The organism is Streptomyces sp. NPDC039462, assembly GCF_055639375.1.
The window spans coordinates 555,185-567,815 of sequence record NZ_JBVKAO010000005.1 but is presented as its reverse complement, the minus strand read 5'-3'; the positions used below and the strand labels follow the sequence as shown (position 1 = coordinate 567,815).

At 70.9% G+C, this 12,631-nt stretch carries 10 protein-coding genes; 7 read left to right on the top strand and 3 right to left on the bottom strand.

Features of this window, described 5'->3' with window-relative positions:
- The first annotated feature begins 402 nt into the window (after positions 1-402).
- A complete protein-coding gene (locus ACZ7LU_RS28345) occupies positions 403-852 on the top strand; it encodes a PTS glucose transporter subunit IIA (RefSeq protein ID WP_398312449.1) in 450 nt (149 codons plus the stop codon).
- 77 nt (positions 853-929) lie between these two features.
- Positions 930-2,600 carry a phosphoenolpyruvate--protein phosphotransferase gene (gene ptsP / locus ACZ7LU_RS28340; protein ID WP_468092715.1) on the top strand — a complete coding sequence of 557 codons (1,671 nt, stop codon included), beginning with the start codon at positions 930-932 and terminating at the stop codon, positions 2,598-2,600.
- Between the two features lie 69 nt (positions 2,601-2,669).
- Here the strand turns inward: ptsP and ACZ7LU_RS28335 are convergent, their stop codons facing one another.
- Positions 2,670-3,563, bottom strand: coding sequence for a hypothetical protein (locus ACZ7LU_RS28335; protein ID WP_471918357.1), 894 nt, complete (start codon positions 3,561-3,563; stop codon positions 2,670-2,672).
- Between the two features lie 90 nt (positions 3,564-3,653).
- The gene (locus ACZ7LU_RS28330; RefSeq protein WP_471918356.1) at positions 3,654-5,639 is read right to left on the bottom strand and encodes an acetoacetate--CoA ligase; all 1,986 of its coding nucleotides are present in this window, start codon (positions 5,637-5,639) and stop codon (positions 3,654-3,656) included.
- Positions 5,640-5,854: 215 nt separating this feature from the next.
- Here ACZ7LU_RS28330 and ACZ7LU_RS28325 point away from each other — a divergent pair, with 215 nt between their 5' ends.
- Positions 5,855-8,218: a glycoside hydrolase family 31 protein gene (locus ACZ7LU_RS28325; RefSeq protein WP_471918355.1), complete on the top strand. Its 2,364-nt coding sequence runs from the start codon at positions 5,855-5,857 to the stop codon at positions 8,216-8,218.
- Between the two features lie 51 nt (positions 8,219-8,269).
- Here ACZ7LU_RS28325 and ACZ7LU_RS28320 read toward each other — a convergent pair whose 3' ends face one another.
- Positions 8,270-8,800, bottom strand: a complete 531-nt coding sequence (locus tag ACZ7LU_RS28320; protein WP_471918354.1) for an NUDIX domain-containing protein — start codon at positions 8,798-8,800, stop codon at positions 8,270-8,272.
- Between the two features lie 72 nt (positions 8,801-8,872).
- Here ACZ7LU_RS28320 and ACZ7LU_RS28315 point away from each other — a divergent pair, with 72 nt between their 5' ends.
- The 4 genes from ACZ7LU_RS28315 (at position 8,873) to ACZ7LU_RS28300 (ending at position 12,617) form a co-directional block, all read left to right on the top strand.
- On the top strand, positions 8,873-9,679 hold the full coding sequence (locus ACZ7LU_RS28315; protein WP_471918353.1) for a M15 family metallopeptidase: 807 nt from the start codon (positions 8,873-8,875) through the stop codon (positions 9,677-9,679).
- Between the two features lie 62 nt (positions 9,680-9,741).
- Positions 9,742-10,188, top strand: a complete 447-nt coding sequence (locus tag ACZ7LU_RS28310) for a Zn-ribbon domain-containing OB-fold protein (RefSeq protein WP_468316818.1) — start codon at positions 9,742-9,744, stop codon at positions 10,186-10,188.
- Positions 10,185-11,375: a lipid-transfer protein gene (locus ACZ7LU_RS28305; protein WP_471918352.1), complete on the top strand. Its 1,191-nt coding sequence runs from the start codon at positions 10,185-10,187 to the stop codon at positions 11,373-11,375. The genes ACZ7LU_RS28310 and ACZ7LU_RS28305 overlap by 4 nt, the downstream gene beginning before the upstream one ends.
- Positions 11,376-11,861: 486 nt before the next feature.
- Positions 11,862-12,617 carry an MIP/aquaporin family protein gene (locus tag ACZ7LU_RS28300; protein ID WP_398312423.1) on the top strand — a complete coding sequence of 252 codons (756 nt, stop codon included), beginning with the start codon at positions 11,862-11,864 and terminating at the stop codon, positions 12,615-12,617.
- Positions 12,618-12,631 lie beyond the last annotated feature (14 nt).

The following is a 12,631-nucleotide window of genomic DNA, read 5'->3' as shown; positions in this document are numbered from 1 at the left end:
CTATCAGACTCTTTCGTGTCCGATTTCCTCGGTGCCTTTCCGGTTCCCGCTCCGGCCTTTCGGCTTTCGCGTTTCCCTTTCCGGCGGTTCCGACTTTATCAGGTCTCATTCGTCTCTCTGACCACGGTCACCGCGAACATGCGGAACCGATCCCAGGGATAGGATCTGATGTGAAGGATGCCGCCGGGGCCGGACGCTTGCGTCCCACGACCTCAGGCAGGAGTACGACTGTACATCGGGCATCGGGCCGGGCGCAAATCGTTCGTGCGCTGCCTCTACGTCCGTCAACCGGGACCACTCATGCGGAACCGGGACTTCTTATGACTTACCCTTCTGAACAGCGCGTCGTCCCGGACAGGTAGTGACGACGGCTATGAATCTCCACCCCCTGGGAGGCTTGCCATGACCAGCGTTTCGTCCCCGCTTGCAGGACGCGCCATTGGGCTCTCTGCTGTACCGGATCCCGTGTTCTCAGGCGCGATGGTCGGGCCTGGCACGGCTATCGATCCCGTGCGTGAGCCTTCCGAGGCCGTCTCTCCCGTGGACGGCATCGTCGTCTCTCTCCACCCCCACGCGTTCGTGGTGGTCGACGACCAGGGTCACGGCGTGCTGACGCACCTGGGCATCGACACTGTCCAGCTCAATGGTGAGGGCTTCGAGCTGCTCGTCAACAAGGGCGACACCGTGCAGCGCGGTCAGGCCGTGGTCCGCTGGAACCCGTCCGCCGTCGAGGCGGCCGGCAAGTCCCCGGTGTGCCCGATCGTGGCGCTCGAGGCCACGGCCGAGTCCCTCGCCGACCTCGTCGAGGCCGGCGACGTGAAGGCCGGCGACGCGCTCTTCAGCTGGAAGTGACGTCATCGCCGTCACTGACGGCAGGCACGACAACCACCGCGACGGCTGGGCCCGTCGCACTACCGGAGACGGGTGAAATGGAGACAACGCTGCGAGGCGTCGGTGTCAGCCACGGTGTGGCGATCGGCGAGGTTCGGCACATGGGTACGGCTGTGCTCGAGCCGCCGGCCAAGCAGATTCCCGCGGAGGAGGCGGAGCGCGAACAGGGGCGCGCTCGCCAGGCCGTGGAAGCTGTGGCGGCCGACCTGAATGCGCGCGGCAATCTGGCGGGCGGCGAGGCCCAGGCGGTGCTCGAGGCGCAGGCCATGATCGCCCAGGACCCGGAGCTCATGTCCGACGTCGACCGGCGCATCACCGTCGGCAGTACGGCCGAGCGTGCCGTCTACGACGCGTTCTCCCACTACCGCGAACTGCTGGCCGGCGCCGGTGAGTACATGGCCGGTCGCGTGGCGGACCTCGACGACGTGCGGAATCGTATCGTCGCGCGTCTGCTCGGCGTTCCGATGCCGGGCGTTCCGGACAGCGACCAGCCGTACGTGCTGATCGCGCGTGACCTGGCGCCCGCGGACACCGCGCTGCTCGACCCGGCTCTGGTGCTCGGCTTCGTCACGGAAGAGGGCGGTCCCACGAGCCACAGCGCGATCCTGGCGCGGGCGCTCGGCGTGCCGGCCGTCGTGGCGCTGCCCGGCGCCGGTGAGCTCGCCGAGGGCACGGTCGTCGCCGTGGACGGCAGCACCGGTGAGATCTTCGTGGACCCGAGCGAGGAGAAGCGGGCGCAGCTGTCGGCCGCCGCCGCCGAGCGCAAGGCCGCGCTGGCCGCGTCGACCGGTCCGGGTGCGACGTCCGACGGGCACAAGGTGCCGCTCCTCGCCAATGTCGGCGGTCCCGCCGACGTGCCGGCCGCGGTCGAGGCGGGGGCCGAGGGCGTCGGTCTGTTCCGTACCGAGTTCCTGTTCCTGGACGACAGCACGAAGGCGCCGTCCGAGGAGAAGCAGGTCGAGGCGTACCGCAAGGTGCTCGAGGCGTTCCCCGAGGGCCGGGTCGTCGTGCGTGTGCTGGACGCGGGCGCCGACAAGCCGCTCGACTTCCTGACGCCCGGCGACGAGCCGAACCCCGCGCTCGGTGTGCGAGGGCTGCGGACGCTGCTCGACCACCCCGAGGTGCTGCGGACGCAGCTGACGGCGCTCGCCAAGGCCGCCGAGGGGCTGCCCGTCTACCTCGAGGTCATGGCCCCGATGGTGGCGGACCGCACCGACGCCAAGGCCTTCGCGGACGCGTGCCGTGAGGCGGGGCTGCAGGCGAAGTTCGGCGCGATGGTCGAGATTCCGTCGGCCGCCCTGCGGGCGCGCTCGATCCTGCAGGAGGTCGAGTTCCTGTCGCTGGGCACCAACGACCTCGCTCAGTACGCCTTCGCCGCTGACCGGCAGGTCGGTGCGGTGTCCCGGCTGCAGGACCCGTGGCAGCCCGCGCTGCTCGACCTGGTGGCGATGTCCGCCGAGGCGGCGAGTGCCGAGGGCAAGAGCTGTGGCGTGTGCGGCGAGGCCGCTTCGGACCCGCTGCTCGCGTGTGTGCTGACCGGTCTGGGTGTCACCTCTCTGTCGATGGGTGCGGCGTCCATTCCTTACGTGCGTGCGACGCTCGCCAAGTACACGCTGGCGCAGTGCGAGCGTGCCGCGTCGGCGGCGCGGGCCGCGGACAGTGCCGAAGAGGCTCGCAAGGCCGCGCAGGCGGTGCTGTCGGGCGAGTAGCCCGCTTGCGGCATTCTGATCGCGACCCCGAGGGGCGCTCCACCGGTCGGTGGGGCGCCCCTCGGGCGTTCAGTGCGTGTGTCCCCCTTCGGGAGCGTCCGGTTCGAGGTCGGGGGCGGCGCAGTAGTCGACGCCGGATTCCGGGGAGACCAGTTCCCCCGAGATGGCGTCGGTGCAGTACGCGTCGAAGACCTCGGCCGCGTTGAGGGGCTGGAGGCGGCCGCCGTGCATGCGCCAGCCCTGGACGCGGTCGCGGGTGCCTTCGGCGCTGGAGCGCAGCACCATGCCGACGGCGCGGTGGGTGGCGATGCCGACGGCCAGGACGGTGGCGAACTCCAGGGCCTCTTGGTCGTCGAGCAGGGCGCGGCCGTCGGCCTCGACCTCGATGTGCAGTGCGGCGAGGAGGGTTTCGGGGTGGGCGGGGACGCTGCACACGAGGTGCCGGGTGCCGGGGCGGGAGGTGTCGAGGGCCCGCGTGATCAGTTCGGAGGCTCGGGCGAAGGCGGCTCGTCCGATGTCCTCGCCGCAGGTGGCGCAGGTGCCGGCGCGGGCGAGCTGCACTGTCGCGTACTCCCAGGTGGCCCGGCGGACCGCCTCGTCGACGAGGTCGGGGACGAGGTCGGCGAGGGGCTGGCCCTCGTACGGAACGGTGGGGCCGCCTGCGGCCAGTTCGGCGGTGAAACGGGTGCGGCTGTCCGGGGTGTCCGGGTCGCGGCCGGTCTCCGCGCAGTACTCCTCGTACTCCTGTGGGTCGAAGAGCGCGATGGTGGTGTGGCTGCCCTGGGCCGCGAGGGTTTTGAGGAGGGCTTCGACCTGCTGGAGGTAGGTCTCGTGGTCGTCGAAGGTGAAGGTGCGGTAGCGGCGCATGGCCGCGAAGTCCGTCTCGTCGGCCAGCAGGCCGATGGTTCCAGCGACTTCGCGGCGCAGTGCGCGTCGCATCGTGTCGTGTCGGGTGTGCGCCATGATTTTCCCCCTGCGTACGGTCGATCAATGCTCACTCACAGTAACGAGGGCCACTGACAACGGCCGCTGAGCTGCGGGAAGGCGCTTTCGTCAGGCGCGCTTGCGCGCCAGGTCGGCGTAGAAGTCGAGGAGTTCGACGCGGTCGACGGAGCCGGGATTGACCGCCTTGTCCAGAGGTGTCCCCTGGAGGAGGCGTTTGACCGGGACCTCGATGCGCTTGCCGGTGAGGGTGTGCGGGACGGCGGGGACCTCGATGACCTCGTCCGGGACGTGGCGGGGTGAGAGCTGCTCGCGGATGGTCCGCTTGATGCGGTCGCGCAGGGCGTCGTCGAGGGTGGCGCCTTCGGCGAGGTGGACGAAGAGGGGCATCCAGTAGCCGCCGTCGGGCTGTTCGACGCCGATGACGAGGGATTCGCGGATTTCCGGGAGCCGCTCGACGGCTTCGTAGATGTCGGCCGACCCCATGCGGACGCCCTGGCGGTTGAGTGTGGAGTCGGAGCGGCCGTGGATGACGACCGAGCCGCGTGAGGTGAGGGTGATCCAGTCGCCGTGGCGCCAGACGCCGGGGTACGTGTCGAAGTAGCTGTCGTGGTAGCGGGTGCCGTCCGGGTCGTTCCAGAAGTGGATGGGCATGGACGGCATGGGGTTGGTGACGACGAGTTCGCCGACCTCGTCGGTGAGTGGTTTGCCCTGGGGGTCCCAGGACTGCAGGTCCGTGCCGAGGCAGGGCGCCTGGAGCTCTCCGATGTGGACGGGGAGGGTGGGGACGGCGCCTGCGAAACAGGAGCAGACGTCCGTGCCGCCGCTGACCGATGCCATCCACAGGCCGCCCGGGGTGTCGGCGAATTCGTCGTGCAGCCAGCGGAAGCCGTCGGGGGGCAGCGGGGAGCCGGTGGTGGCGACGCAGGTGACGCGGGAGAGGTCGAAGTCCCTGGCGGGGTGGACGTCGGCCTTGCGGCAGGCCATGACGTATGCGGCGGAGGTGCCGAAGAGGGTGGCTCCGGTGCGCTCGGCGATGCGCCACTGGGCTCCGGTGTCGGGGTGGCCGGGGCTGCCGTCGTACAGGACGATCGTGGTGCCCGTGAGGAGACCGGAGACGAGGAAGTTCCACATCATCCAGCCGGTCGATGTGTACCAGAAGAAGCGGTCGTCGGGGCCGAGGTCGCAGTGGAGGCCGAGCTGCTTGAGGTGTTCGACGAGGATGCCGCCCTGGGACTGGACGATCGCCTTGGGCAGGCCGGTGGTACCGGAGGAGTAGAGCACCCACAGGGGGTGGTCGAAGGGCACCTGTTCGAAGGTGGGTGCCGTGTCCCCCGAGGTGAGGGCGGACCATTCCAGGGCGCCGTCGGGGGCTTCGGTGCCGAGCAGCGGGATGTGGACGACGGCGCGGAGGCTGGGCAGTTCGGCGCGGAGTTCGGCGACGGTGTCACGGCGGTCGTGCTCCTTGCCGCCGTAGCGGTAGCCGTCGACGGTGAAGAGGACGACCGGTTCGACCTGCTGGAAGCGGTCGAGGACGCTGCGGGCGCCGAAGTCGGGGGCGCAGGAGGTCCAGACGGCGCCGACGGCGGCGGTGGCCAGGAGGGCGACGACGGCCTGCGGGATGTTCGGCAGGTAGCCGCTGACGCGGTCTCCGGGGCGTACACCCAGATTGCGCAGTTCCGCGGTGAGGGAGCCGACTTGGCGGCGGAGCTCGGCCCAGGTGACGGGCTGGGGGTCGTGGCTCTCGTCGACGTGGAGGAGGGCGGGGGTGTCCGCGCGCGTGGGGTCCTCGGCGGCGCGGAGTGCGTGCTCGGCGTAGTTGAGGGTCGCTCCGGGGAACCACTCGGCGCCGGGCATGGCGCGGTCGCCCAGCACGCGCGCGTAGGGGGTGGTGAAGCGGACGTCGAACCAGTCGGTGACGGCTTTCCAGAACGTCTCGAGCTCGGTCACCGACCAGCGGTGCAGCGCTTCGTAACCCCCCTCGGCGGGGGCTCCGTAGTGCTCGGCCGCCCAGGCCTGGAACTGGGTGACCTGCGCTTCGGCGATCCTCTCGGGGCTCGGCTGCCAGAGCGGCACAGGGTTCGCTGAGGACGTCATGGGGCGGCTCCCGGACTGTACGCGTCGTATGCGTGTGGGGTGCGCACGTGCTGGGTGTGCGCGTGAACACGGCTGCAAGGGACGATGCCACGTGATCGACTTCCGCACCAGGGTCTGCCGCACAAGGGCGCCCCGTCGGACATGTGGCGTAGCCCCAGGTGAACGGCAGTTGAACGCGGCCCGCACACGGCTTCTTCGGTGGCAGGGTGAGCAGCATGAACGGTCGTGACCTGGTGCGTTCGGTGAAGGCGGTCGGCATGGTCGGCACGGCGCGGGGGTTGCGCACGGTGCGCTCCTCGTGGCGCAGGTGGCGGGCGGACGCGACGGGGCTGGCGCCCCGGGGTGCGGAGCGTGCGCGGGTGCCGGGGGCCGTGACGGGGATGGAGCCGGAGCCGGGCGGTGGTGTGGTGCGGTTCGCCCGCTCCGAGCTGCGGGTGCGGGTGACGGTCGGCGGAGCGGTCTTCCTGGGCTGGGACGGGGCGGAGCCCGAGCCGTCGTACGCGTTGTCGTGCGGGAGCCCCGAGCCGGACCCGCGGGCCGTGCTCGAGCCCGACAAGGAGGGCGGCTGGCGGGTCGTGTCGGAGCGGGCGACGGTCGTCGTCTCGCGGCACGGTGCGGTGGAGCTGCGCACGCCGGGTGGTGTGATGCTGCGGCGTGATCTCCCGCCGCGCTGGTGGGAGCCGGCCGAGGGGGGTGCGGCGCGCTGGGTGCAGCGGTCGGAGGTGGCGGCGGACGCGCGGTTCTTCGGTCTGGGCGGGCGGTCCGGCGGGCCACGGCTACGGAACGGGACGTACCGGCTGTGGAACACCGACCCGGGCGGCTCCTTCGGGCCGGGTGACGATCCGCTGTACATCACCATGCCGGTGCAGATGGTGGTGGCGGATGCCGCCACGCATCTGGTCTTCCACGACAACACGTGGGAGGGCGATGTCTCGGTGCGCGAGGGGGTGGAGGGTGACGGGTCCGGTCATGACCGGGCCGGTGCGTGCGAGGTGCGGATGAGTGGCGGGCCGCTGCGGTGCTGGGTGATGGTCGGTACGCCCGCGCGCGTGATGCACGCGTGGGCGTCGCTCACCGGCCCGCCCGCGCTGCCGCCCTCGTGGGCGCTGGGACACCATCACGCGCGGTGGGGTTTCGGCAGTGAGCAGGAGGTGCGGCGGATCGTCGCCGGGTATCAGGAGCGCGGGCTGCCGTTGGACGCCGTCCATCTGGACATCGACCACTACGAAGCCCACCAGGTCTTCACCGTCGACAAGGAGCGCTTTCCCAAGCTGCCGCAGTTCGCCGAGGAGTTGCGCAGGGACGGGATCCGGCTCGTCTCGATCATCGATCCCGCGGTGAAGTCCGAGCGGGGTGTCGAGGTGTACGACAGCGGGGTGGCGGCCGATGTGTTCGTGCGGGATGTCGCGGGGCGGCCGGTGCGCGGTGTCGTGTGGCCCGGAGAGGCGGTGTATCCGGATTTCACCGACCCGCGCGCGCGTGAGTGGTGGGGCACGCTCTACGAAGAGCGTCTGGAGCAGGGCTTCGCGGGCTTCTGGCACGACATGAACGAGCCGGTGTCGTTCGCGGCGTTCGGTGAGACGACGCTGCCCCGGTCGGCGCGGCACTCCCTGGAGGGGCGTGGTGGTGACCACAGGGAGGCCCACAACGTGTACGGCTTGGGGATGGCCCGTGCCGGGTACGAGGCGCTGCGTGTGCTGCATCCCGAGGAGCGGCCCTTCTTGTTCTCGCGTTCCGGCTGGGCGGGGATGCAGCGCTACGGAGGGACGTGGTCCGGAGACGTGTCCTCGGACTGGCCGGGGTTGCGGGCTTCGTTGGCGTTGGTGCTGGGGCTCGGGTTGTGCGGTGTGCCGTACTCGGGGCCTGACGTGGGTGGTTTTGGCGGCAGTCCGTCGCCGGAGCTGTATCTGCGGTGGTTCCAGTTGGGGGCCTATCTGCCGCTGTTCCGTACGCACGCGGCGATCGGGGCCGGGCGGCGTGAACCGTGGGAGTTCGGTGAGGAAGTGCTGGGGCACGCGCGCGAGGTGCTCGTCGAGCGCAGGCGGCTGTTGCCGTACTTCGTGACGCTCGCCCATCTCGCGCGGCGTACGGGGGCTCCCTATGTGCGGCCCCTGTGGTGGGGGAACCCCGAGGACCGGGCGTTGCGGGACTGTGAGGACGCGTTCCTGCTCGGGGATTCCCTGCTGGTGGCGCCGGTGCTGGAGTGCGGTGCGTTGCGGCGGTCGGTGCGGTTGCCGGCGGGGCGCTGGTACGACACGGCGACGGGCAGGGCGTACGAGGGGCCAGGGAAGGTGCTGGTGGACGCTCCGTTGGCGCGCGTGCCGGTGTTCGCGCGCGCGGGCACGGTGGTGCCCGTGCGCGGCGCCGACGGCGACTTGGAGCTGGAGGTCTGGGCGCCTGCCGAGGGGCGTACCGGTGGTGGTGTCGTGGTGGTGGACGCGGGTGACGGCTGGGCGGAGGCGGAGCTGGAGCGGTTCACGACGCGGTGGAGCGCGGGGCGGGTGGTCGTCGAGCGGGACGGGGGCGAGGACGGGCCCGCACCGGGGCGTCCGGTGCGGGTACGGGGACTCGATGGCTGAGGGGCAGTGTGTGACGGGAGTGGGCGGCGGCTGCGGGCCGGGAGCTCCTGGTCAGTAGCGGCCCTCGAACCACGCGCGTGCCGCCAGCGTGTGCAGCGGGAAGGCGAGCTCGCCGGGGCGGCGCAGCAGGTCCCAGCCCTCGGTCTCGTCGGTCGGCGCGGGCGCCGGCAGGTCGGAGACGGGTCGTGCGGGGAGGAGGCCGAAGAGCAGGAGGTATCCGTCGGGGGCGCTCATGGCGTCGGCCAGGCGGACGTCGCGGCTCTCCGCGCCGATGCCGGTCTCTTCCTTCAGCTCGCGCACGACCGCGTCGCGCCAGTCCTCCCTGTCGTCGATGTAGCCGCCGGGCAGGGCGAGGCCGCCGAGCGCGGGGGCGATGGTGCGGGTCACGACGACCAGGCCGGTGCCCTGTGTGTCGTACGCGGGCTGGACGGCGACCGCCACGGGCAGCGGGTTGCGGTAGGCCACTGTGCCGCAGGCGGCACAGGTGCGGGGCCAGCCGGAGGGCTGGTCTTCGTAGGACGCTCCACAGCTCGAACAGTGGGAGCCCGGAACGGAGTTGGTGGTGTGTGGGGATGCGGACACGCCGCGGACTGTATCCGATCCCCGATGCGTCGGTCTTTCGCGGGTGGCGGAGACCCTGATAGACGCAGGGGCATGACAGGAATTGTCCCCGCTCTGCGGAATCTCGCCGTCGGCGCCGCCGCTCTGCTGGCCGTGGCAGCCGCTCCTTCGCCCGCGCAGGCCAAGCCTGAACCGAAGGCTCCGGAGGAGTTCGTCGCGCTGCGCGACGTCGACCCGACGATCATCCAGGAGATGCGCTACTTCACCCCGCACAACTTCGTCGGGGAGCCCATCGACGGCTATCGGAAGCCGATGTGCATCCTCACCGAGCCGGCTGCGAAGGCACTCCACAAGGCGCAGCGCACTCTCCTGCGCAAGGGCTACTCCCTGAAGGTGTACGACTGTTACCGGCCGCAGCGAGCCGTCGACCACTTCGTGCGCTGGGCCGAGGATCTCTCCGACGAGCGCATGAAGGCGGAGTTCTATCCCCATGTCGACAAGTCGCGGCTGTTCGCGGACGGTTACATCGCCAAGAAGTCCGGGCACAGCCGTGGTTCGACGGTGGATCTGACGGTGGTAAGACTGCCTGCCCTGCCGACCCGCCCGTACGTCCCTGGAGAGCCCCTGACGCCCTGCTTCGGTCCGCGGAGCGAGCGCTTCCCCGACAACTCGGTGGACATGGGGACGGGGTTCGACTGCTTCGACACGCTGTCGCACACGGACGATCCGCGCATCAAGGGGAAGCAGCGGGCCAACCGCGATCTGCTGCGGAACACCCTGGGCAAGCAGGGCTTCGTCAACCTCCCTGAAGAGTGGTGGCACTTCACGTACAAGCCGGAGCCGTTCCCCGACACCTACTTCGACTTCCCCGTCTCGCGGAGGTCGCTGCGGGGGACGTAGCGCCGACGGACACCCCGTGGCACACTTCTGACGTTCCGTCAGATCCAGTGCCTGGAGGAGCCTTGTCGCGTACGCGCACACCCGTAGTGGCCAACTGGTTCGCCGGGGAGGGCGAGGACTTCCGCCTTCTGGGCACGCGTTGCTCTGCCTGTGCCTGCGTCTTCTTCCCTCGCGAGGACGGCTTCTGCCGCAACCCCGGCTGCGGGAGCGGGGAGCTGGCCGAGGTGCCGCTGTCGCGGCGCGGGCGCGTGTGGTCGTACACCGACGGCCGCTACCGGCCGCCCGCGCCCTACGTCTCCGACCCGGAACTTCCCTGGCAGCCCTACACGTTGATCGCTGTGGAGCTGGCGGCCGAGCGCATGGTGGTGCTCGGGCAGTCGGTTCCCGGGGTCTCCGTCGCCGACCTGGAGGTCGGCATGGAGGTCGAGGTCGTCCCCGGGGTGCTGAACGAGGACGACGGGACGACGTGGACGACCTGGCACTGGCGGCCCGTGGGGGTGGGCGCATGACCGGAGAGGTGGCGGTGCTCGGCGCGGGCATGCATCCCTGGGGCAAATGGGGGCGCGGCTTCGTCGAGTACGGAGTGGCGGCGGCGCGCGCGGCGCTCGCGGACGCCGGCGTCGACTGGCGGGACGTGGGTTCCGTCGTCGGGGCGGACACGGTGCGCGGCGGCTATCCCGGTTACGTGGCGGGGGCAACGTTCGCCAAGGCGCTCGGTTGGCAGGGCGCGCGCGTGGCGAGTGTGTACGCGGCGTGCGCGTCCGGCGCCCAGGCCATCAACGCGGCGCGTACGCAGATCCTGGCGGGCTTGGCCGACGTGGTGCTGGTGGTCGGCGCCGACGCGGCCCCCAAGGGGTTCTTCCGGCCCGCCGGCGGGGACCGGCCGGACGATCCCGACTGGCTGCGGTTCCGGGTTCTCGGGGCGACGAACCCCGCCTACTTCGGCCTGTACGCACGCCGTCGGATGGCCGTGCACGGCGACACCCTGGAGGACTTCGCGCAGGTCAAGGTGAAGAACGCGGCAGCGGGCGCGCTCAATGAGAACGCGCGCTACCGCAAGGCCGTCACCGCCGAGGAGGTCGCCGCCTCCGCCGTCGTGGCCGACCCGCTGCGACTGCTCGACATCTGCGCCACCTCGGACGGCGCCGCGGCCCTGGTGCTGTCCAGCATGCAGTTCGCGCGGCGGCACGGGGCGGCGGATCCGGTGCGCATCCGCGCGGTGTCCACGGTCACGCCGACGTATCCGACGACGGTGCTCGACCTGCCGGACATCGCCACGGACTCGGCGGCGGTCGTGAGCCCCGCCGACGGGACGTTCCGCGCGTCCATCGCCCGGGCCGCGTACGAAGAAGCGGGCATAGGCCCCGAGGACATATCGCTGGCGGAGGTCTACGACCTGTCGACCGCCCTGGAACTGCAGTGGTACGAGGACCTGGGGCTGTGCGGCGAGGGCGAGGGCGCCAAGCTGTTGCGCGACGGGGTGACGGCGCCGGGTGGGCGCGTGCCCGTGAACACCAGCGGAGGACTCGCCTCCTTCGGGGAGGCGGTGCCCGCCCAGGCCATCGCCCAGGTCTGCGAAGTGACCTGGCAGCTGCGCGGGGCCGCCGGGGCGCGGCAGGTCGAGGGGGCGCGCGTGGGAGTGACCGCGAACCAGGGGTTGTTCGGACACGGGTCGTCGGTGGTGGCGGTGCGCTGACGGGTCGGTGGTGGCGGTGCGCTGACTGGTCGGTCGTCGCGGTGGCTCCTCAGTTCGCCGGTCGTCGCGGTGGCCTGAGCCTGCCGATCCTTGCGGTGCTCTGAGGCCGTCCGCGGGGTCTGCCGGTCGCTCACCACGGGCGCTGTTGAGGAAGCCCACGCGCCGGTTAACCGTTGCCGTCCGCGACCTTGACGCTCCATCACCATCGGTGAACACTTCCGGGTGTCAGTCGGCGTCGCCGCACTTCGGCTCCACGCGTTCAGAGCGTCTGCGCGCGCGAAGGGTCTGCACAAAGGGCCTGTTCACCGGGTCATCCCCCATGGGCGATTCGACTGCGACGGCACGCTCGCCATGGACGCCGGGCGGGGTTCGGGAGACCTCTGCCGCCGGCTGCGTCAGCCGGGCGTATCCAGGCAGCGGCCGTGAGAACGCACCCTGCACGGAGGACCGGGGCGCACCGCCCCGGACCAGGGCCTAGGAGCCGCCATGTACTCGAACGGGGACATCTTCGTCGGTGAGGTCATCGGCACCGCGATCCTGATTCTTCTCGGCGCCGGCGTGTGCGCCGCCGTCACGCTCAGCCATTCGAAGGCGAAGGCCTCCGGGTGGGTCGTCATCGCCTTCGGATGGGGCTTCGGCGTGCTCGCCGGCGCGTACACCGCGGGCCCGCTCTCCGGCGGTCACCTCAATCCGGCCGTCACGCTCGGCATCGCGATCGACACCGGCGAGTGGGACAAGACCTGGGTCTACGTCCTCGGGCAGATGGTGGGCGCGATGCTCGGCGCCGTCCTCGCCTATCTCGTGTACCTCGCGCAGTTCAACGCCAACGTCACGCGAAGCGTCAAGGACAAGGTGACCAGCGCGCACGAACCGACGCCGACGCTCGGCATCTTCTCCACCATCCCGGAGATCCGGAACCCCGTCGCCAACATCATCACCGAGGTCATCGCGACCGTCGCCCTGGTGCTGCCCATCCTGGCCTTCGGGCTCACCGAGGGACTCGGCGAATCCGGCACGCAGACGCTGATCGTGGCCTTCCTGGTCGTCGGCATCGGCCTCTCCCTCGGTGGCCCCACGGGCTACGCCATCAACCCGGCGCGCGACCTCGGTCCGCGCATCGTGCACACCTTCCTGCCGATCCCCAACAAGGGAACGTCCGACTGGAGCTACGCCTGGGTTCCCGTGGCCGGACCGCTGATCGGCGGCGCCCTCGCGGGCCTCATCTACAACGCAGCCTTCTGACGTCGTCTCACCAA